The following is a 20,427-nucleotide window of genomic DNA, read 5'->3' on the forward strand; positions in this document are numbered from 1 at the left end:
GCCACGGGTACTGACTGGCCACGGGCGCTGGCGGCCACGGACGGCGGTCGTGGCCGTTGGCCGTGGTCCGCCCTAGGCCGTGACGACCCGGACCCCCGCCTCCTCGAACTGCCGTACCAGGTCCGGGTCGGCCGCACCGTCCGTGACCAGCGTGTCCACGGACTCGGCCGCGCAGATCCGGGCGAACGCCCGCCTGCCCAGTTTGCTGGAGTCGGCGGCCACCACCACCCGCTCGGCGCGCTCGCACAGCAGCCGGTTGATCGCGGCCTCCGCCTCGTCGTGGGCCGCGGCGCCGTGCGCGACGTCGAAGGCGACGACGCCCAGCACCGCCACGTCGAGGGTCACCTGGCCCAGCACCCCGTCCGCGAGCGGCCCGATCAGCTCGTACGACTGCGCCCGGGCCACGCCGCCGGTCACCACGATCTTGAACTGCGGCCGGACGGCCAGTTCGTTCGCGATGTTGAGCGCGTTGGTGACCACGGTCAGCGCGGGGGTGCCGGAGGCCAGGTCGGCGCGCACGGCCAGGGCGCGCGCCACCTCGGTGGTGGTCGTGCCCCCGGTCAGCCCGACCGCCTCGCCGGGTGCCACCAGGGCGGCGACCGCCTGTGCGACGCGCTGCTTCTCCGATGCCCGGCGGGCCGTCTTGTAGCGCAGCGGCAGTTCGTACGACACCCCGTGCACGACCGCGCCACCGCGCGTGCGCACCAGCATCTGCTGCTCGGCGAGCCGGTCGAAGTCGCGGCGGATCGTCGCGGCCGAGACCTCCAGCTCGGTCGCCGCCTCCTCGACGTCCAGCCGGCCGCGCTCGACGAGCAGCTCCAGCAGCGCCTTCCAGCGGGCGTCGCGCGACATCCGCGCCTCCGTTCCTCGATCTTCCGCCGACCCTAGCGCACCGCACTCTTCCCCTCGGATTGCTTGATTGTGCTCGAAATCTAGCGATATCTTGCAGGAATAATCAGCAAGGCCATCGGGCCGAACCCAGATGATCATGGGTCAGCGATCGGGGAGTGTGCGGCATGACGTATGTCGAGGACGAGCTCAACAGCCAGCCCGAGTGCTGGACGCGCGCCGCCGCGCAGGCGGCACGGCACACGGCGGCGCTTCCGGCGCCGGGGGAGCGGGTGGCGATCGTCGGATGCGGCACCTCGTACTTCATGGCCCAGGCGGCGGCGGCGCTGCGTGAGGCCGCGGGCCAGGGCGAGACGGACGCCTTCGCCGCCTCCGAGTTCCCGCGGGGCCGGGCGTACGACCGTGTCGTAGCCCTCACCCGTTCCGGCACCACCACCGAAGTACTGGAACTGCTCACGGAGTTGCGGGGCCGCACGCGCACCGCCGCGCTCACCGCCGACCCGGACACGCCCGTCATGGCCGCCGCCGACGACGTGGTGGTCCTCGACTTCGCCGACGAACGGTCGGTCGTGCAGACCCGGTTCGCGACGACCGCCCTCACCCTGCTCCGCGCCCACCTGGGCCTGCACACGGACGCGGTCGTCGCCGACGCGCGCACCGCACTCGCGGCCGAGCTGCCCGAAGGGCTCGTCGTGTGCAACCAGTTCACCTTCCTGGGCCGGGGCTGGACCGTCGGACTGGCCAACGAGGCCGGTCTGAAGATGCGTGAGGCCTCCCTGTCCTGGACCGAGGCATACCCGGCCATGGAGTACCGACACGGCCCCATCAGCATCAGCACCGCCTCCACGGCGACCTGGATGTTCGGCGAGGCCCCGGAGGGGCTGGCCGACCAGGTCCGCGACACCGGTGCCCTGTGGGTGCCCGGAGATCTCGACCCGCTCGCCGAACTGGTCCGCGCCCAGCGCCTCGCGGTCGCCGTCGCCGCCGCCCGCGGCCTCGACCCGGACCGGCCCCGCCACCTCACCCGCTCGGTGATCCTCGCACCCTGACGCCCGCCCCGACACCGACCGACCCCCGACAGCGACCCCCGACAGCGACCTCCGACACCGACCCCCGACACCCGCGCTCCGACGCGCGGGAAGGGAGAGACCGTGCCCCTCGCCACCACCGGCGACCTGGTCGGCCGCGCCGCGCCCGCGCGCTCCGCCGTCGCCGCCTTCAACGTCATCACCCTGGAACACGTCGAGGCAGTCGTCGCGGGCGCCGAGTCCGTGCACATGCCCGTCGTCCTCCAGGTCAGCGAGAACGCCGTGAAGTACCGTTACGGCCGCCTGCTGCCGCTGGCCCGCGCGGCCGTCGCCGCCGCCGAGGGCGCCGCCGTGCCCGTCGCCCTGCACCTCGACCATGTCCAGAACGACAGCCTGCTGCGCCAGGCCCCGGACGCCGGGTTCAGTTCGGTGATGTACGACGCCTCCCGGCTGCCGTACGCGGAGAACCTCGCGGCGACCCGGGCCGCCGCCGACTGGGCGCACGCCCAGGGGCTCTGGATCGAGGCGGAGTTGGGGGAGGTCGGCGGCAAGAACGGCGCACCACCGCTCGACGCCCACGCGCCCGGAGCCCGCACCGACCCCGCCGAGGCGCGCGCCTTCGTCGCCGATTCCGGCGTGGACGCCCTCGCCGTCGCCGTCGGCAGCTCCCACGCCATGACCACGCGCACCGCCGCCCTCGACCACGACCTGCTCAAGGAACTGTCGGGTGCGCTGGACGTGCCGCTCGTCCTGCACGGCTCCTCCGGAGTCCCGGACGGCGAACTCGCCGCGGCGGTCGCGAACGGCATCTCCAAGGTCAACGTCGGCACCGCGCTCAACATCGCCATGACCGGCGCGATCAGGGAGTACCTCGCCGCCCGCCCCGAAGCGGTCGACTCGCGCGGCTACCTCACCGTGGGGAGGGAAGCCATGGCGCGGACGGTGGCGACGATCATCCAGGTGGTCGCCAGGACGACTCCCTGACCGTCACCGGACTACTCGCCGACCGTCACCGAACTACTTGCCGACCGTCACCGAACTACTTGCCGACCGTCACCGGACTACTTCCTGACGGCCTTCAGCACCACGAACTTCCGGTCACTCGCCACCAGGTGGCTGTTGCCGAACAGGCGCCGCAGCTTGACGTGGTAGCCCAGGTGCCGGTTGCCGACCACCCACAGCTCGCCGCCGGGGCGCAGCACGCGCCGCGCCCCGGTGAACATCCGCCACGCCGTGGCGTCGGTCGTCGCCTGGTGGGAGTGGAAGGGCGGGTTGTTGAGCACCAGGTCGACGCTGCCGTCCGGCACCCCGGCCAGCCCGTCACCGACCCGGAACTCGGCCTGTCCCACCGCCCCGTTCGCCTGGTACGTCGCCTCCGCCGAGGCCACCGCCTGGAAGGACTCGTCGGTGAACAGCACCTCCGCCGCCGGGTCGGCCAGCGCCACCGCCGTACCGACCACACCGTTGCCGCAGCCCAGGTCCACCACCCGACGGGCGCCGCCGGCGTCCGGCAGGTGCTGGAGGAAGAACCGGGTGCCGATGTCGAGCCGGTCGGCGCAGAAGACACCGGCGTGGTTGACGACGGGCCGGCCCGACAGCGGCCCGACGTCGTCGGGGAGCCGGTAGGTGAGGGGCCAGGGGTTGGCGGGCCGCTTCAGCGAGGGGTCGGGCGTGGCGAGGATGAGCCGTGCCTTCTTCGCGGCCAACGAGGTCCGGGTCGGCCCGACGATGCGCTCGAACAGCCTCAGCGTCGAGGTGTGGATCTCCTTGACCATGCCGGTGCCGACGACGACCGTGCCCTCGTGCAGCGCGGGCGCCAGCCGCAGCAACTGGTCCTCCAGCAGCGCCAGGCTCTTCGGCACCCGCACCAGCAGCACGTCGACACGGTCCGGCGGCGGGTCCTGCGTGGTCAGCAGGCGCACGGAACCCGGCTCGACGCCGGCTCGCTCCAGGTTGGCGCGCGTCGCCTCCCGCGTGAGGTGCGAGTCGGTGATCTGCACCGGCCGGTGCGCCGCCAGCGCCGTCACGAGCGCTCCCCAGCGGTCGCCGACGACCACGACCGTGCCGGACAGCGGGACGTCCTGCTCCGCGAGGTGCCCGAGCAGATACTCGTCGGAGGCGTCCCAGGCCCGGAGCCGGTCGCGCGGGTCCTCGGGGAAGCGGGCCGGCACATGCTCGCCCCATGGAGTCGTCATACGGTCGCTGCGGTCGTTCATCGTGCGTCCAGGCTAGCCGAGCCGCAGCTCAGGCCGTGCCGGGCGGAGTGAAGGGGGCTGCGGGCAGGATGGGAGACATGGACGCCGAGCTGTTCCCCAGGGCCCTTGCCGAGACCGCGCCCGGCGCCGTCCACGTGCCGGACTGGCTGGACACCGGGCGGCAGCGTGAGCTGCTGCACGCCTGCCGCGAGTGGGCCCGCCCACCGGCCGGACTGCGCACGGTCCGCACTCCCGGCGGCGGAACCATGACCGCGAGGCAGGTATGCCTCGGGTGGCACTGGTACCCGTACGCCTACGCCCGCACCGTCGTCGACGGTGACGGCGCGCCGGTGAAGCCCTTCCCGGCATGGCTCGGGGACCTGGCCCGCCGGGCGGTGACCGACGCGCTCGGCGACGAAGCGGTGGCGGAGGCGCCGTACGACATCGCACTGATCAACTTCTACGATTCCGACGCCCGGATGGGCATGCACCGCGACGCCGACGAGAAGTCCGACGCGCCCGTGGTGTCCCTGAGCCTCGGCGACACCTGCGTCTTCCGCTTCGGCAATCCCGGGACCCGGGCCCGCCCCTACACCGACGTCGAGCTGCGCAGCGGCGACCTGTTCGTCTTCGGTGGGCCGTCCCGGCTCGCCTACCACGGGGTGCCCCGGGTGCACGCGGGCACCGCACCGCCCGAGTTGGGGCTCACCGGACGACTGAACATCACACTGAGAGTCAGTGGCCTCTAGGGCCTGTCTGACAATTCGCGTCGTCGCCCGAAGGGCGGCCTCGCGGCGTCAGGTGCGTGCTCTGGGGGTCCCCCCGGCCGGAGGCTGGGGGAGTGCCGGGCGTAGAGCCTCGTACTGGATGTACTTGGCTCTGCGCCCGGTGCGGCGAGAGTGCGTGCATGGCGTCGCGAGGCAGGCGGGAATTGTCAGACAGTCCCTAGGCCCCCCGGCCCCGCGGATCATGGGAGACTCCCCCTCATGAGCGGCAAGGCGGACCCCCGGGCGGCGGGGGAAGGGACCACCTCGAGGACGCGGCTGGACCGGGGGCGCGGTGCGCTCGGACCCGCGTTGGAGCTCGTGCACACCGGACGCGCCCCCACCAGGGCCGTCCTCACCGCGGAACTCGGCGTGACCCGGGCCACGGCCGGCGCGGTCGCCGCCGAACTGGAGGCGCTCGGCCTGATCCGCGTGGACGCCCGGCCCGGCGCCGCGGCCGGTTCGCAGGGCCGCCCCTCGCACCGCCTCGCGGTCGCCGAGGACGGGCCCGTCGCGCTGGCCGCCCAGGTCCACGCCGACGGATTCCGTGCCGCCCTGGTCGGCCTCGGCGGCCGTATCGTCGCCACCGCGCCCGGCTGCGAGGTCGTCGACGCCGACCCGGCGAAGGTGCTCGGCTCCGTCGTCGAGGCGGGCGCGGAACTCCTCCGGGAGACCGGCCGCCGCTGCGTCGGCGCGGGCCTCGCCGTACCGTCCGCCGTGGCCGAACCGGAGGGCCTGGCGCTGAACCCGCTCCACCTGGCCTGGCCGGCGGGCGCACCCGTGCGGCGGATCTTCGCGGAGCAGGTGCGCGCCGCCGGTATCGAGGGGCCCGCGTTCGCCGCGAACGACGTCAACCTCGCCGCCCTCGCCGAGCACCGCCACGGGGCCGGGCGCGGAGCCCGCGACCTGCTGTGCGTGGCCACCGGCCACCGCGGGGTCGGCGGTGCCCTGGTCCTCGACGGCCGCCTGCACATGGGCAGTTCGGGTCTCGCCCTGGAGGTCGGCCATCTCACCGTCAACCCCGAGGGCCGCCCCTGCCACTGCGGCGGCCACGGCTGCCTGGACGTGGAGACCGACCCGCTGGCCTTCCTCACCGCGGCCGGCCGCGAGCCCGGACCCGAGGTGTCCCTGCTCCAGCAGTCCATCGACCTGATCCGCGGCCACTACACCGACCCGGCCGTCCGCGCCGCGACCCAGACCCTCATCGACCGCCTGGGCCTGGGCCTCGCCGGCCTGGTCAACATCCTCAACCCGGACCGCATCATCCTCGGCGGACTCCACCGCGCGCTCCTGGACGCCGACCCCGAGCGCCTGCGCGCGGTCGTCGCCGACCGCAGCCTGTGGGGCCAGAGCGGAGGCGTGCCGATCCTGCCGTGCAGCCTGGACCACAACAGCCTGGTCGGCGCGGCCGAGTTGGCCTGGCAGCCGGTCCTGGACGACCCGCTGGGGGCGCCGGCCTGAGTCGGGCCCCCGGTCCGGCCCGGCCGGGTCAGGACGTCGGCCGGTTGCCGCCGCTCGGCGCGTTGCTGAGGTCGACGACGCAGAAGATGTTGCCGTCCGGGTCGGCCAGGACGACGAAGTCGGGGTCGGGCGGATAGAGGTCCCAGTCGACGGCCCGCGCGCCGAGACCCATCAGCCGCCGCACCTCCGCCCGCTGTTCCTCCGCCGTGTCCGTGAACAGGTCGAGATGGAGACGGGGGCGCGGCTCGGCCGGTGACTCGCTGCGCATCAGGCCGAGGGCGCGGCCGGAACCGTCGGCGTGGTCGAGCGTGCGCCACGTCTCACTCTCCCACTCCTCGGTGGCGACCAGGTTCAGAGCAGCCGTCCAGAACGCCACCGCGCGGGGCACGTCCGTGACGCCGATGACAGGGATACCGAGTCTCAGCATGGCCCCGAGCCTACGTACTGGGCGACCCCGTGGCCCAGCGACCAGTCGGCGGAAGTGTTCTCGGTCAGGGTGACGAAGACGTTGCGGGGGTCGGTGCCCGCGTAGGCCTCGGCGAGTTCGGCGATCCGCTGGTACAGCGCCTGCTTCCGCTCGGTCGTCCGCCCCGACCGCAGCGTGATCGCGACGAAGACGATGCCCTCGTCCCGGTGTACGCCGAGATGGTCGTCGTAGCGCAGTGTGCCGTGGGCGCGTTCGTGACCGGTCAGGACCTGGAAGCGGTCGTCGTGCGGGATGCCGAGCGTGTCGACCAGCGCCTCGTGGACGGCACGGCCGAGCGCGTCGAGGCGGCCGGCGCCGGTTCCGTGGGCGTCGATGCGGACGAAGGGCATGGTGAGGTCTCCCGTCGGGTGAGGTCTTCGGCGCGGCCGGACGTCAGCGGTCAGCGCCACTCCACGGCGAACGCTCGCGCCGGGTTCGCGGTGAGGATGCGCCGAGCCAGCTCCTCGCCCACGGCGAGCGCCAGCCGGGGGACCACTCGGCGCAGCAGATACGGCATCCCCGGGCCGCCGTTGACCGACCTTGCGGCCGCCGTCGTCGTGTCACCGCCGAGCAGCAGCCGGTCGCCGTGGCCCGCGTCGGCGAGGTCCCGCACGGCGTCCGGCATCCGCCAGTCAGTGGCGTGGTGGGCCCGTGACGGCCCGTCGAAGGCCAGGTAGCACCCCGACCGGGCGGCCTGCCGGTGCAGCGCGGGATCGGGGGAGCGGTTGAGGTGACCGAGGATCACCCGGTGCGACGGCACCCCCAGTTCGCCGCACAGCAGCTCCAGTACGTCCAGGGCGCCGGTACCGAGTTCCAGGTGCACGGCGACGGGAGCCCCCGTCGCGTGGTGCGCCTCGGCCGCTGCCGACATGGTCCACCGCGCGTGCGCGTCGAGCGCGTGGAAGCCGCCCGCGACCTTGATGAGCCCCGCGCGGACGCCCGAGGCGCCGATGCCCTCCGTCAGTTCGGCGACGAAGACGTCGGCCGGCCGGCCCCGCAGCTCGGCGAGCGTCGCCTCGTCGTAGTGGACCTCCTGGTGCAGGCCCGTCGCGGCCACCAGGTGCACCCCGGTCTCCCGGGACAGCGCCGGCAGGTCGGCGGCCCGCCGGCCCAGTCCGTACGGTGTCCACTGGACCACCGTCCCACCGCCCCGCTCCCGGAACGCGGCGAGCTCCGCGCGCGCCGCCGCGACGCTCCGCAACTCCTCGCCGGGCAGCCTTCTGCTGGCGAGGAACAGATGGTCATGGGCATCGCACATGCCCAACTCCCCGGGAGACACGTCTCCGAGGACCGTGCGGACGGTGCTCACCACTGACGCCCCCGGGGCAGCCGGTCCCGCTCCGGCGCCGACACGTGCAGCACCTGGAAGACCTCGCCCGCCACCTTGTCCGGCGCGTCCTGGGCGTGGAGCGAGAAGTGGACGAGTTCCCAGCGGCCGGTGTCCACGGCCGCCGCCGCGAGCAGCGTCCCGTCCCCGGCCGCCGGCCGTCCGGTCTCCCGCACCGCCTGCGCCGCCACCTCCGAGAGCGGTACCCCGTCCGGCACCGGCTGCCGCTGTCGGACCGCCGTCCGCGCGGGGGAGCGGACGGCGGCGCCCTCCTCGTAGGCCAGGCCCGTCCACTGCCGGACCGAGGGCCGGCCGAAGTCGTCGGTGGGCCGCTGGAACGCGCCCTCCCAGAGGAAGGAGTTCATGCCCTCCATGGTGTTCCACAGATAGAACGGCGCGTACTGGTTGACCGGAGAGCCGTGCACCCCGCGCTCGCGCATCAGGTACGCCTTGATCCCGAGACCGGGCCACCGGTCCAGCAGGTGCCCGGTGCGGGCCACCCGCTTCCGGATGACGTCCATCGGGTAGTCGGCGGGCAGTGTGAACTCGTACTGCATGGCGTGCACGGGGTGTCTCCTCGGGCGGGCGTGAAGTCTTCTACCGGGCGCGGGCGTTCGGCGGCGCGAGCAGTGCGAGCAGGCCCCGGGCCGCCGCGTCGAACGCGGCGGACGATCCGGACGCGCGGGCGAGGACGTAGCCGCCCTGCACGGTCGCGACGACGGTCGCCGCGATCTCCTCGCCGTCCAGCGAGGGGGCGAACTCGCCCTGCTCCCTTCCCTCATCGACGATCTGGGCGATCTGTTCCCGGAGCCAGTCGAGCGTCTCGTCGACGGGTGCGCGCAGGGCGTCGTCGGCGATCACGTCCGGGTCCATCGTCAGCCGCCCGACCGGGCAGCCGCGCAGCACGTCGCGCTCGCGCCGCAGATACGCCGCGATGCGCTCGTACGGCGTCCCCGGACCGGTCAGTACTCTCTCGGCGGTGGCCCGCGTCTCCTCGGCGGTCCGCCGGATCGCGGCCAGCGCGAGATCGGGCTTGCCTTTGAAGTGGTGGTACATGCTGCCCTGGCCGGCGCCCGCGCGCTCCAGGATCGCCTTCGGGCTGGTGCCCACGTACCCGCGCTCCCACAGCAGCTCGCGGGTGGACTCGATCAGTCGGTCCGAGGTGCTCATGAGAGCACTGTACATACTAGTAGTTACAGAAGTCGAGGGCGCAGGAAGCAGGAGCGGAACGTGCGCGTACTCCCCGCGAGGTACGCACGCGGCCGCTGGCCGTACGACGACCCGGACCCGTCCCGGGGAGGACGCTCGGAAGCGACGAACAAGGACGTCAGGACGTCACCAAGCACATCACCAAGGACGTCACCAAGGACATCGCTACCGAGGAGTTGGACGACATGGAGACCCTGGCACACTTCGGCGACGGCGGGCCCGGCCCGTGGATCCTGTTCTTCCCGCTGATCTGGGCGCTGGTCATCGCCGGCGGCGTCACCCTGCTGCGCCGCACTGTCTGGCGCGGCCGCCGCGGCCTCGGCCGCCCGGCAGCCTTCGGCGGCGACTCACCCATCAGCGTCCTCGGCCGCCGCTTCGCCTCCGGCGAGATCGACGAGGACGAGTACTGGCGCCGGCTGTCCGTGCTGGACGAGCAGTTCGGCCGTACGGGCAAGGGCGGTGCGGCATGACCACGACGACCGCCGTCCGGGCCGCCGCCCGGGTCGTCGACGCCGTGAAGGTGTACGGCGGTGGCGACGCCGCCGTACGCGCCCTGGACGGGGTCGGCGTGGACTTCCCGGTCGGCCGCTTCACCGCCGTCGTGAGGCCCTCGGCTCCGGCAAGTCCAGCCTGACGCACTGGCACCGCCGGACTGGACACCCTCACCTCGGGTACCGCCCGCATCGGCGGGTACCGGGACTGCGACGGTCTCGCGGGTGCGCTCCGGGCGCCGCCGTCCGTCTGCGGTCGGCCGGTCGGCGGCGGACGCGGAGCCCCGGTCGGGTTCCGCGCGTCAGGTGACCGGGTGGCGACGGCCGGTACCCGGCGCCGGGTGCGTCCATCGGGCGGCGACGACCGTCGACCGCCCAACCGGCGGGCGAGGGCGGCCGGTACCCGACCGCACGGCCCGCGGCATCGAAGGGTCACCGCCCGGTCAGCCGGCAACGGCCGACCGGGCGGGAGCGGGTTGGGGTCTGCCCAGGTCGACCGCGTGCTCGACCTCCGCGAACGCGGCGGCCGGCACCTCCTCGACCAGGCGTCGCGGCGGGCGCGCGGAGACGGGTGACGCGGTGACCGGCGCGGCGGTGACGGCCGTCGGGAGCGTGAACCAGACGACCTTGCCGGACTCGCCGTCCGGCCGGGCACCCCAGCTCTCGCTCATCGCGGCCACCATCGAGAGCCCGCGTCCGCAGGTCGCGAGCGGCTCGGCGTCGTCCACCACGGGCAGACGCGGGTCGTGGTCGTGCACGGAGACCGTGAGCCGGTCAAGGAGCAGCTCTATCTCCACGGTGCACGTCTTGTCGGGCCGGGCATGCAGGTGGACGTTGGTCAACAACTCCGTCACGCCGAGCGCGGCCCGGTCGATCAGGGAATCCATATGCCAGTAGCGCAATTGCGCAGATACGATTCTGCGGACCTGGCCGATCCGCGACGGCAGGGCTTGGAGCTCCACCGTGCAGTGTCTGCTTGGGTGACTGATCACGGCTGCGACTCCCCGACATAGAGGTCCGGAAGAACACGGAGTTCGGATCCAGCAGGGCGCACGCGGCACATCGCCGCCTGCTGTCATGGCCGGCGGGCTGGTTCGCAGCGTTATCGCCGGTAAACCCAGAGTGACGTGAGACCAGCGTGACGCAAGGGGTGAGGCACCGCAACTTACGGACATCTCAACCGCGGTGCCCGGCCGCCCTGTGCACCGCCTCGATGAAACGGCGAGCCGCGGGCGGACCCGGCTCGCCCGGCGCGGGGTCGCGCTCGCTGAGCGTCAGCAGGTACCGCTTGCCGTTGAGGTCGGCGAGGGCCCGGTCCTCCGGGGCGAACCAGGGCCTGGAGGCGCGTACCGCCTGCACCGGAGCGCTGTCGATCTCACTGCCGTAGCTGGTGAGCAACTCCACCCGGCCACCGCTGATCCGGACCGTTCCGGCCCGGGTGAGTGAACGCAGCCGCTTGCCGATCCGCACCCCCGTGGCCCTGAACTCCGGCTCCGCCATGCCGTCGCCCCCTCGTGCGCGTCGGTTGCCGGACCGTGCACCTCGCTGGGCCCGGTACCGGCCGGCTCGTGTCGTGCTCCAGTGTGCGCCCGCGGCGGGAACCCGGTCCCGCCCGCTGGCAGTCTGCCCGCACCACGCGCCGAGCACCAGTACGCGCCGCCCCTTTCCGGTGGCGACCGGAGCACTCGCGCGAATGCGCCCCCCCGCCGGGCCGGGCAGCGGGCCCCAGGGGAGTCTTTGGGCCCCCCAAAGGTGTGTTTATGCAGGTGAGAAGCGTGTGGAAGGTGCTTATGATCGAGGCGTCGGCCGCGCGACGCGCCGTCGGCGCGCAGCCTTAAGGAGCCCCGTCGTGAGCACCCCCCAGCAGACCCGCACCGGTGCCACCCGCACCGGCGCCACCCTCGACGTCGACCACAGCGACACCGCCTACCGCGCTTGGCTGAAAGAAGCCGTGCGCAAGGTCCAGGCCGACGCCAACCGCTCGGCCGACACCCACCTGCTCCTCTTCCCGCTGCCCGAGCGGTGGGGCATCGACCTGTATCTGAAGGACGAGTCCACCCACCCCACCGGCAGCCTCAAACACCGCCTCGCCCGCTCACTCTTCCTCTACGGCCTGTGCAACGGCTGGATCCGGCCGGACCGCCCGGTGATCGAGGCGTCCAGCGGCTCGACGGCCGTGTCCGAGGCGTACTTCGCGAAGCTGATCGGCGTCCCGTTCATCGCCGTCATGCCGCGCACGACCAGCGCCGAGAAGATCCGCCTGATCGAGTTCCACGGCGGACGCTGCCACTTCGTGGACGACTCCCGCCGGATGTACGAGGAGTCCGCACGCCTCGCGGCCGAGACCGGCGGCCACTACATGGACCAGTTCACCTACGCCGAACGTGCCACGGACTGGCGCGGCAACAACAACATCGCCGAGTCGATCTTCCGGCAGCTGCGGCTGGAGCGGTTCCCCGAACCGGCGTGGATCGTCGCCACGGCCGGCACCGGCGGCACCTCGGCGACCCTCGCGCGCTACGTCCACTACATGCAGCACGACACCCGCGTCTGCGTCGCCGACCCGGAGAACTCCTGCTTCTTCGAGGGCTGGACCACCGGCGATCCGGACGTCGCCTGCGACCGCGGCTCCCGGATCGAGGGCATCGGCAGGCCCCGGATGGAGCCCAGCTTCGTGCCCGGCGCCATCGACCGCATGATGAAGGTGCCGGACGCGGCGAGCGTGGCGGCCGTCCGCGCCCTGGAACAGGCCATCGGCCGCAAGGCGGGCGGCTCGACGGGCACCGGTCTGTGGAGCGCGCTGAAGATCGTCGCCGAGATGGTGGCCGAGGGGCGCCGGGGCAGCGTGGTGACGCTGCTCTGCGACCCGGGGGACCGGTACCTCGACAAGTACTACTCGGACAGCTGGCTCGCCGAACAGGGCCTCGACATCGGCCCGTACACGGCGGCGATCGAGTCCCTGCTGCACACGGGCAACTGGCCCGGCTGACCCTGGGCGACGAGGCGTGGGCCGCGCGCAGCGAGCGGTTCGGCCGCGCGCTACGGGCGGGTGAGCCGCCGGTCCAGCGAGGTGACCGCGTCCCGGAAGGCCCGCCCCAGACCTGGACGCGCGCGGTTCAGCACGAACCGGAACGGCACCGTACCGTCCGCGGCGAACGTCCACTGCACGCGCGTACCGGTCCCGGCCGGCGCCAGCCGCCACTCCTCGACCACGGCCCGGGCGCCGGGCGCGTTGGTGACGTCGACGCGATAGGCGTACACCTCGGGCCGCTCGGCGGTCAGCACCGCCTCCACGAAGCGTGTACCGCCCTTGAGCCGGATCTCGCGACCCGCGCCCCCACCGATGGGCCGGGCGAACGTCACCGCCGAGAACCAAGCGGTCCAGCCCGGTACGTCCTCGGCCAGCGCACGGAAGACCGCGTCCGGGGCGGCGGAGATCTCCCGCGCGAAGACCAGGCGTACCGGAGCCGTCCCGACGAAATCGAGACCCACCGGACGCAGACGGCGAGCCATGGTCGCAACCCCCTTGAGCGAAGCCGCGGATGCGGACGATCGGCCAGGAGGCGCCACGATAGCCGGAGGTACGCCGGGTGTCAGCGGGACCAGGGGCGCGCGCCGGCGTCCGCCGAGGTCAGTCGGCCGTCTCCGGCTCGCCCGCCACGACCAGCCCCAGGTGCTCCGAGATCTCCGCGCGGGCGTCCGCCGGCAGGCCGGCGTCGGTCACCAGAGTGTCCACCTGCTCCAGTGCCGCGAACGAACTCAAGCCCACCACACCCCACTTGGTGTGGTCGGCGACCACCACGACACGCCGCGCCGACTGCACCAGCCGCCGGTTGGTCTCGGCCTCCGCGAGGTTCGGCGTCGACAGGCCGGCCTCGGCCGATATCCCGTGCACACCGAGGAACAGCACGTCGAAGTGGAGCGTCGCGATCGCCTGGTCGGCGACCGGGCCCACCAGCGAGTCCGAGGGAGTGCGCACACCGCCCGTGAGCACCACCGTGGCCGCGCCCTGCCGCGCCCCCGAGGTGCGCTGCGCCACGTGGAACACGTCGGCCACCCGCACCGAGTTGGTGACCACCGTCAGGTCCGGCACGTCCAGCAGCCGGTGCGCCAGCGCGTACGTGGTCGTACCGCCCGACAGGGCGATCGCCGCGCCCGGCGCGACCAGTTCCGCCGCGGCCCGCGCGATGTCCTCCTTGGCGGTCGGCTCCAGACCCGACTTCGCCTCGAACCCCGGCTCGTGCGTGCTCGCCTCGACCACCGGGACCGCGCCGCCGTGCACCTTCTCCAGCACACCCTGCCGGGCCAGCGCGTCGAGGTCGCGGCGGACCGTCATGTCCGACACGCCGAGCTTGCGGGTCAGCTCGTTGACCCGGACTCCGCCCCGGCGGCGCACCTCGTCGAGGATCAGGGCGCGCCGCTGCTCCGCGAGGAGGTTCGGATTCTCACTCACGTACGCTTCGGTCCTTTCGCCGCGAAACCGCCCGACACGCCCGGCGCACCTGCTCCGACGAGGAGTTCCCCCGCTCCGGTGCGTGGACGTCCCATCCTCGCACGCCCCGCCATGGGCCGCGCCACCACCTGTCCGCCGCGCACATGTCACTTCCGCCCCATCCCGGTATCAGCTGTCACACGGTTCGGGGAGATTCGGTGCCGAGGGGTGTACGCCGCCCGCTCAGCGGAGATCCTTGTGCCCGCACGGACAGAGCCGACGGCGCGTCACGGGGGAGTGCGGACAGTGGAACAGGCGCAGGAACGGGCCGGGACGGGCGGACAGGACGCCCCCGGACCGCGCGACGGAACAGACGGAGCGGACGGGACGGACGCGAGAACCGGCACCGCCCTGGAGCTCCTGGTCCACGGAGTGGGCGGCACGACACCCGCCGAGATGCTGGACGACCCGCGGACCGTGCGGATCACCGGCGACCACATCGCGGCCGTCTTCCGCCGCACCGAGGACGCCGACGCCGAGTCCCGGCCCGAGGACTACCGGGGCCGGCCGGTGCCGGAGGCGTACGTCTGGTGCAACCTCACCTCCGGCAACGGCACCCGCGCCCTGTGGCTGCTGCTCCTGCCGTTCATGGTGGTCAACCTCGCCCACTGGATGCGGCCCACCGCGCACGGCCGGACCCGCACGGTCCGCCTGTACGGGCTGCTGGTACGGCTGGCGGGTCTGACCCTGACGGTGCTGCTGATCGCCGGGGCCTGCGAGGTCGCCCTCGACCTCGTCGCCTGGCAGTGCGCGGGTACGCGCGCGTGCGCCGAGCGGCACTCCTGGCTGGGCTTCCTGTCGCCGGTGATGTCGGACGGCGGCTGGTGGAGCACGCCCGGCCGCAGGCTCGCCCTCGCGGCCGCGGTGCCCGCCGCGCTCACCGGCCTGCTGTGGTACCTGTCGCTGCGCACCTGGCGGGCGTACGAGTCCCAGCAGCCGATGGACCGCGAGTCCGACTCCGAGGAGGACCCCGCCCGCACCGCCCTCGGCCGGCCCGGGTTCTGGTACGGGCGCCGCCTGGTGGCCCGGCTGCGCGCCGCGCACACCGCCGCCGCCCTGCTGACGGTCGCCGCGGCGGTCGGCGCGCCGGCGGCCCGCTTCGACCGCCGGCCGGGCGGACCCGCGCTGCTCGACACGCTGGGCTGGCTCCTGGAGGCGGCCCTCGTCACCGGCGCGGTCGCCGTGGTCGCGGTGGTCTGCCGCCGGGGCCGCAGCGAGAACCGCCTCGACCGGAAACTCGACGAGCACCTCGTACGACGCCTGCCGCTCGCCGCCCTCGTCCTGTTCGTCCTCGCCCTGCTGTACAGCGGCTGGACCCGCCCGGGGTGGACGTCGGCCGGCCGGCTGCCGGGGGACATGACCTTCGGCGGCATCGCCCTGGTCCAGGGCCTGCTGGTCATCGCCCTCGCCGTGGTCGCCCACATCCTCCACCGCGGCCTCCCCGACGCCCGCGCCGCGATCGGCGGCCTCGGCGGCCCCGCCGTCGCCATGCTGGCCTGCGCGCTGGGCGGCGTCATGTCCGGCGGTGTCTCCCAGCGGGTGTCGGACTGGCTGGACGGCACCGGCACCTCCATAGACGGCCCGCCCGTCCTGCTGACCTGGCAGGCCTCCGTCATCCCGCCGCTGCTCGTGATCGTCCTGCTGCTCTGCGCCGCACTCGCCCGGCACACCTGGCGCCTCGCCCGCGCCGAACGGGACGCCGTGGAGGGCGACCACCCCGGGGAGGCGGGGGACCCGGGACGCACCCGGCGCATCGCGCTCACCCGCGCCATGGCCACCCTCACCGACCGGGCGCCCCTCCTCCTCGCCATCACCTCCGCCGCCACCCTGCTGCTGGGCGCCGGAGCCCTGGTGGGCGCCCTGACCACCGATCAGGTGCCCGGCGACGCCGCGCGCGGGACGTACGCCGTCGTGCACGGGGCCGCGCAGACCGCGCAGGCGCTGGGGTCCTGGCTCATCGGCCTCGGCTTCATACTGTTCGTCACCTGGGGCAGGCGCGCCTACAAGGACGCCTCCGCGCGGCGCACCATCGGCATCCTGTGGGACGTCGGCACCTTCTGGCCGCGCGCCGCCCACCCCTTCGCACCGCCCTGCTACGCCGAGCGCGCGGTGCCCGACCTGACCTGGCGGATGGCGACCTGGACCCGGGCCACCGGCGGGCGGCTGGTCATCTCCGGGCACTCGCAGGGCAGCGTCCTCGCCGCGGCGGCGGCCTGGCAACTGGAGCCGACGGCCCGCAAACGGGTCGCCCTGCTCACCTACGGCTCCCCGCTGGAGCGGCTGTACGGCCGCTGGTTCCCGGCCCACTTCGGACCGGCCGCGCTCGGCTCGCTGCACGAGGAGGTCGACTGCTGGCGCAACCTCTACCGGCGCACGGACCCGATCGGCGGTCCGATGCGGCTGCCCGGCGACTCGGGCCCGGCGGTCGACCGCGCACCCCTCAAGGACCCGCTCACCTATGGCCGCACCGAACTCCACCCGCTGCCCGCGCCGCTCCTCGGCCACTCCGACTACCAGGCGGACCCCGCCTTCGCCGAGGAACGGCAGCGGCTGCTGGCCCGGCTGCGCCCGGAGGTGCCGGCGCCGCGCCGCACCGACCGGCCGGCGTCCGTTCCGGCGGCGGACGGCGGACCCGAGGACTGCTAGGGCCTGTCCGGCGGATCATGCCGCAGACGCGGGGGGGCCGGCACGCCCATCTGCGGCGTTGTCGTCGGTTGTCGACTCCCCGACGCTCGGCTTCTCCCCCACTCTCGGCTCCGCTCGAGCGGGGGGACCCCCATGCGCGGGGGGACCCCCATCGCGTCGACGCCCTCCTCCGCCTTGCAGCTGGACGCACCAGCCCCCGCTCACCCGCGCTGATGAGACGCCGTCGCTTTCCTGCGACCTGATCCGCCGGACAGCACACCTAGGGCGTCCGGGTCCGTACCCACCGGGGTGTCCGCGCAGCCCTGGTGGGTCTCTCTACGGCAGCTCCGGCAGATCCTCGGCGTACAGCAGGGTCAGGTCGTCCGTGCTGGGGTCGGGGACCTGGGCGACGCGGCTCGCGTGCCGTTCCACCATCGCCTCGAACGTCTGTCGGGCGGTACGGCCGTTGCCGAAGGCCGGGCCCTTCGGGATCGCCGTGAAGTACTTCGTCAGCGCCTCGGACGCGCCCGGCGCGAGCCGGTACTCGTGCTCGTCGGCCTGCTGCTCCACGATCCGCAGCAGTTCGTCGGGTCCGTAGTCGCCGAAGGTGATGGTCCGTGAGAAGCGGGACGCCACCCCGGGGTTGACGGACAGGAAGCGCTCCATCTCCGCCGTGTAGCCCGCGACGATCACCACGACCGAGTCCCGCTGGTCCTCCATCAGCTTCACCAGCGTGTCGATGGCCTCCTTGCCGAAGTCGCGGCCCGCGTCCTCGGGGGAGAGCGCGTACGCCTCGTCGATGAACAGCACCCCGCCGTGCGCCCGCTGGAACGCCTCCTGGGTGCGGATCGCCGTGGAGCCGATGTGCTCGCCGACCAGGTCGACCCGGGACACCTCGACCAGGTGCCCCTTGTCCAGCACACCGAGGGAGGCGAGGATCTCGCCGTACAGCCGGGCGACCGTCGTCTTTCCGGTGCCGGGGGAGCCGGTGAAGACCAGATGGCGTTTGACCGACGCGGCCTTCAGGCCCGCCCGCTGCCGGCGCCGGCCGACCTCGATCATGTCGGTCAGGGCCCGGACCTCGCGCTTGACGCTGTCCAGGCCCACCAGCGCGTCCAGTTCGCCGAGGACGGCCTTGGAGGTGCGCGCCGGCTCCTGCGGCGCGGCGCCCGCGATCAGGGGTTCCTGCTCGGTGCTGCGCTGCCCGGGGATCGAGCCCAGCAGGCCGGGGGACTGGCTCACCGTCTGCACGACGGGCTCCGGAGCGGGGGGCGGCGCCAGACCGCCGCTCTCGTCGCTGGTGCAGTCCTCGACGAGCGGGCCGGAGTCGTGCGCCGTGTCCGGGCCACCGTCCGCGAACTCGTACCCGCCGCGCGCGCACCGCTCCGTACGGCACTTCCGCAGCGTCGTACGGCAGCCGTCGATCACATGGAAGCCGTAGCCGGCACTGCCGGTCACCCGGCAGTTCAGGAAGCTGCCGCGGCCGCCGGCCGAGACGTAGACGCCCGCCTCCGAGGGGGAGTCGACCGTGCAGCGCTCGATGGTGGGGTCGGCCCCCTTGGTGACGATCACGCCGGTGCGGTTGCCGTCCAGGGTGCAGTTGTTGAGGGTGCCGCCGCTGCCGTGGTCGCGGAACCAGGCGCCCGTGGCCGCGTCCCGGATGCGGCAGTCGTCGAGCTGCGCGGTGGCGCCGTCGCTCACCGACACCGCCGTGTTGCGCACCTGCGACAGGTCGCTGTCGACGACGTCCGCGCGTGAACCGCGGTCCAGGACGAACAGCGCGTCCGGCACGTCGTGCACCCGGCAGGAGTCGAGCACCGCCGTGGCGCCGTCGCTGACCCAGACCGCCGGGTAGTCGCCGGTGCTGTCGAAGATCTCGCACTGATTGGCGTCCACCCGGGTGCCCGGGTCCCACACCGACAGGCCGTTGCGCCCGAACTGCCGCACGGTGGTGCGGGTCAGGGTGAGGACGGAGCGGGAACGCAGGTCGACCGCGTTCTCCGGGATGTCGTGGATACGGCAGTCGGCGAGCGTGAGCACCGCGTCCGTGTCGAGCGTGACGCCGTCGCCGGTGGTGCGGTGCACGTCGCAGTCGGTGAGATGGGCGGTGGCGCGGCCGGTGACCTGCACGCCGCTGCCCCGCACCTCGTAGACCTCACAGCCCACGGCCTCCAGTGAGGACCCCTCACCCGTCGCCGTCAGGCCCGAACCCGCGGCGTGGTGGACCCGGCAGCGGTCCAGCCGGGGGTGCGCGCCGGAGCGCACCGCGACGCCCGCCTGACCGGCCGAGACGACCTCGCACTCCTCGAACACGCCGCCCCCGCCGTCGAGAACGGCGATACCGACACCGGCCGGATTGTCGACGGTGCAACGCCGCACCGTCGGCCGCGCGCTGCCGCGCACCTCTATCCCGGACGCGGAACGCGTGACCACCCGCAGGTCCAGCAGCTCCGGCGTCCCCTCCTCCACGAGCACGGCGGGCGCCGCCGCGTCCTGGCCCTCCACGTGCAGATCCTGGATCACCGCCGAGGCGCGTACGGTCAGCGGTACGCCGTCGACCGGCGCGATCCGTACCGAACCCTGGGCGCCCTCGGGCCCGCGCAGGGTCACCGCCCGCTGGACGACGAGGTTCTCCCGGTAGGTCCCGGGGGCGACGGTGAGGACGTCACCGTCGGCCGCGGCCTCCAGGGCGGCGGCGAGCGATGCGTACTCACCTGTGCGGCGCCGCCACCGCGAGGTACCGGTGTGCGTCACCTGGACCGTGCCCTGTGCCATGGCGTTGCTGTGCCCCCACCTCGTCGTACGCGGGTTGTCGCCGATTCGGTTCGGCCGGTCCACCGTAGCGTGCGCACAGGTGGTGAGTTGACCGGAGGCGGAAGCCCGTCAACCGCCCGCGCCGGTCCTGCCCCAGTCCGGCCCGGCCCGGTCCCACTCCCGCTCCCAACGGGCGTACCGGCGGCGGACCATGCGCCACACGACGACCCGCCGGCCGGCCTCGACCAGGGCCGCGGCCACGACGGCGGCGCCGAACCCGGCGAGCACGGCGTGCGTCGTCGCGGTCGCGGAGTCCAGTGGACGGGCCACCGTCCGGCCCTGTCCGTCCGTCCATACGGCGAAGCGGTCGCCGGTGTCCGGGTCGCGGATGCTCGTCATGACGGGACCCTCGTGCCTTGAGCCGTCCGGCGCGGTCCAGTCGGCGAGGACACGGCTGCGCAGTCCCCCGGCGGACGTGCCGTCGGGGTCGACGGCCATCGGTGGACGCTCCAGAGTGCGGACGACGGTGGCCGTCACCCGGTGCCGGGACTCGTGCTGGTCGCGCACCGACCGCTGCATGGCGTCCTGCGCCGCGCCGCCCACGCGCGCGCCGACCAGGGGCGCCACGGACAGGATCAGCAGCAGTCCCCCCAGTGCCACCCACGCCTCGGCCAGGTCGGTCGCGCGGCACAGCGGATTGTGCCGCCAGCGCCAGAGCCCGCTGATCGCCCGCACGATCCGCACCCCCTTCCCGCTCCGTACCGCC

20 protein-coding genes and 1 pseudogene are annotated in these 20,427 nt (G+C 73.6%); 8 read left to right on the forward strand and 13 right to left on the reverse strand.

What is annotated here, in order from left to right; genetic code table 11:
* Positions 1–72: 72 nt before the first annotated feature.
* Entirely contained in the window at positions 73–852 is a 780-nt protein-coding gene (locus ACFW48_RS05275) for a DeoR/GlpR family DNA-binding transcription regulator (protein ID WP_210959367.1), read from the reverse strand.
* 164 nt (positions 853–1,016) lie between these two features.
* Here ACFW48_RS05275 and ACFW48_RS05280 point away from each other — a divergent pair, with 164 nt between their 5' ends.
* Both ACFW48_RS05280 and ACFW48_RS05285 read left to right on the forward strand, forming a co-directional pair.
* Positions 1,017–1,898 carry an SIS domain-containing protein gene (locus ACFW48_RS05280; RefSeq protein WP_386310633.1) on the forward strand — a complete coding sequence of 294 codons (882 nt, stop codon included), beginning with the start codon at positions 1,017–1,019 and terminating at the stop codon, positions 1,896–1,898.
* A 102-nt stretch (positions 1,899–2,000) separates the two neighbouring features.
* Positions 2,001–2,861, forward strand: a complete 861-nt coding sequence (locus tag ACFW48_RS05285) for a ketose-bisphosphate aldolase (RefSeq protein WP_386310635.1) — start codon at positions 2,001–2,003, stop codon at positions 2,859–2,861.
* Positions 2,862–2,938: 77 nt separating this feature from the next.
* Here ACFW48_RS05285 and ACFW48_RS05290 read toward each other — a convergent pair whose 3' ends face one another.
* Positions 2,939–4,072 carry a methyltransferase gene (locus ACFW48_RS05290; protein WP_386311111.1) on the reverse strand — a complete coding sequence of 378 codons (1,134 nt, stop codon included), beginning with the start codon at positions 4,070–4,072 and terminating at the stop codon, positions 2,939–2,941.
* Positions 4,073–4,170: 98 nt separating this feature from the next.
* Between ACFW48_RS05290 and ACFW48_RS05295 the strand changes: the two genes are divergently transcribed.
* Both ACFW48_RS05295 and ACFW48_RS05300 read left to right on the forward strand, forming a co-directional pair.
* A complete protein-coding gene (locus ACFW48_RS05295; RefSeq protein ID WP_386310637.1) occupies positions 4,171–4,821 on the forward strand; it encodes an alpha-ketoglutarate-dependent dioxygenase AlkB family protein in 651 nt (216 codons plus the stop codon).
* 237 nt (positions 4,822–5,058) lie between these two features.
* Positions 5,059–6,297, forward strand: coding sequence for an ROK family protein (locus ACFW48_RS05300; protein WP_386310639.1), 1,239 nt, complete (start codon positions 5,059–5,061; stop codon positions 6,295–6,297).
* Between the two features lie 28 nt (positions 6,298–6,325).
* Here ACFW48_RS05300 and ACFW48_RS05305 read toward each other — a convergent pair whose 3' ends face one another.
* Genes ACFW48_RS05305 through ACFW48_RS05325 form a run of 5 tightly spaced genes read right to left on the reverse strand, consistent with a single transcriptional unit; the run spans position 6,326 to position 9,260 of the window.
* On the reverse strand, positions 6,326–6,724 hold the full coding sequence (locus ACFW48_RS05305; protein ID WP_386310641.1) for a VOC family protein: 399 nt from the start codon (positions 6,722–6,724) through the stop codon (positions 6,326–6,328).
* On the reverse strand, positions 6,718–7,113 hold the full coding sequence (locus ACFW48_RS05310; RefSeq protein ID WP_386310643.1) for a tautomerase family protein: 396 nt from the start codon (positions 7,111–7,113) through the stop codon (positions 6,718–6,720). Before ACFW48_RS05310 ends, ACFW48_RS05305 begins: the two co-directional genes overlap by 7 nt.
* 50 nt (positions 7,114–7,163) lie before the next feature.
* Positions 7,164–8,072: a phosphotriesterase gene (locus ACFW48_RS05315; protein ID WP_386310645.1), complete on the reverse strand. Its 909-nt coding sequence runs from the start codon at positions 8,070–8,072 to the stop codon at positions 7,164–7,166.
* The gene (locus ACFW48_RS05320) at positions 8,069–8,656 is read right to left on the reverse strand and encodes a DUF4865 family protein (RefSeq protein WP_386310646.1); all 588 of its coding nucleotides are present in this window, start codon (positions 8,654–8,656) and stop codon (positions 8,069–8,071) included. Before ACFW48_RS05320 ends, ACFW48_RS05315 begins: the two co-directional genes overlap by 4 nt.
* Before the next feature lie 31 nt (positions 8,657–8,687).
* Positions 8,688–9,260: a TetR/AcrR family transcriptional regulator gene (locus ACFW48_RS05325; protein WP_386310648.1), complete on the reverse strand. Its 573-nt coding sequence runs from the start codon at positions 9,258–9,260 to the stop codon at positions 8,688–8,690.
* A 224-nt stretch (positions 9,261–9,484) separates the two neighbouring features.
* Between ACFW48_RS05325 and ACFW48_RS05330 the strand changes: the two genes are divergently transcribed.
* Entirely contained in the window at positions 9,485–9,769 is a 285-nt protein-coding gene (locus ACFW48_RS05330; protein ID WP_386310650.1) for an SHOCT domain-containing protein, read from the forward strand.
* Positions 9,766–9,987: pseudogene (locus ACFW48_RS05335) on the forward strand (ABC transporter ATP-binding protein); the annotation flags it as partial. The gene ACFW48_RS05330 and the pseudogene ACFW48_RS05335, both read left to right, overlap by 4 nt.
* Positions 9,988–10,233: 246 nt before the next feature.
* Here the strand turns inward: ACFW48_RS05335 and ACFW48_RS05340 are convergent.
* Both ACFW48_RS05340 and ACFW48_RS05345 read right to left on the reverse strand, forming a co-directional pair.
* Positions 10,234–10,782: an ATP-binding protein gene (locus ACFW48_RS05340; protein ID WP_386310652.1), complete on the reverse strand. Its 549-nt coding sequence runs from the start codon at positions 10,780–10,782 to the stop codon at positions 10,234–10,236.
* Positions 10,783–10,966: 184 nt separating this feature from the next.
* Positions 10,967–11,290: a hypothetical protein gene (locus ACFW48_RS05345; RefSeq protein ID WP_386310654.1), complete on the reverse strand. Its 324-nt coding sequence runs from the start codon at positions 11,288–11,290 to the stop codon at positions 10,967–10,969.
* A 349-nt stretch (positions 11,291–11,639) separates the two neighbouring features.
* On the opposite strand from ACFW48_RS05345, the gene ACFW48_RS05350 reads away from it, so the two are divergent.
* A complete protein-coding gene (locus ACFW48_RS05350; RefSeq protein ID WP_386310656.1) occupies positions 11,640–12,779 on the forward strand; it encodes a PLP-dependent cysteine synthase family protein in 1,140 nt (379 codons plus the stop codon).
* Between the two features lie 50 nt (positions 12,780–12,829).
* Here ACFW48_RS05350 and ACFW48_RS05355 read toward each other — a convergent pair whose 3' ends face one another.
* Together ACFW48_RS05355 and ACFW48_RS05360 are read right to left on the reverse strand one after the other, a co-directional pair.
* On the reverse strand, positions 12,830–13,303 hold the full coding sequence (locus tag ACFW48_RS05355) for an SRPBCC family protein (protein WP_386310657.1): 474 nt from the start codon (positions 13,301–13,303) through the stop codon (positions 12,830–12,832).
* Positions 13,304–13,421: 118 nt separating this feature from the next.
* Positions 13,422–14,243, reverse strand: coding sequence for a DeoR/GlpR family DNA-binding transcription regulator (locus ACFW48_RS05360; RefSeq protein ID WP_210959353.1), 822 nt, complete (start codon positions 14,241–14,243; stop codon positions 13,422–13,424).
* A 285-nt stretch (positions 14,244–14,528) separates the two neighbouring features.
* On the opposite strand from ACFW48_RS05360, the gene ACFW48_RS05365 reads away from it, so the two are divergent.
* Complete coding sequence (locus tag ACFW48_RS05365; protein ID WP_386310659.1) at positions 14,529–16,928, forward strand: hypothetical protein; 2,400 nt, start codon at positions 14,529–14,531, stop codon at positions 16,926–16,928.
* Positions 16,929–17,243: 315 nt separating this feature from the next.
* Here the strand turns inward: ACFW48_RS05365 and ACFW48_RS05370 are convergent, their stop codons facing one another.
* Positions 17,244–19,682, reverse strand: coding sequence for a right-handed parallel beta-helix repeat-containing protein (locus tag ACFW48_RS05370; RefSeq protein ID WP_386310661.1), 2,439 nt, complete (start codon positions 19,680–19,682; stop codon positions 17,244–17,246).
* Between the two features lie 108 nt (positions 19,683–19,790).
* The gene (locus ACFW48_RS05375; RefSeq protein WP_386310663.1) at positions 19,791–20,396 is read right to left on the reverse strand and encodes a hypothetical protein; all 606 of its coding nucleotides are present in this window, start codon (positions 20,394–20,396) and stop codon (positions 19,791–19,793) included.
* Positions 20,397–20,427: the final 31 nt, after the last annotated feature.

Source organism: Streptomyces sp. NPDC058812 (assembly GCF_042744565.1).
Lineage (GTDB): Bacteria > Actinomycetota > Actinomycetes > Streptomycetales > Streptomycetaceae > Streptomyces > Streptomyces thinghirensis.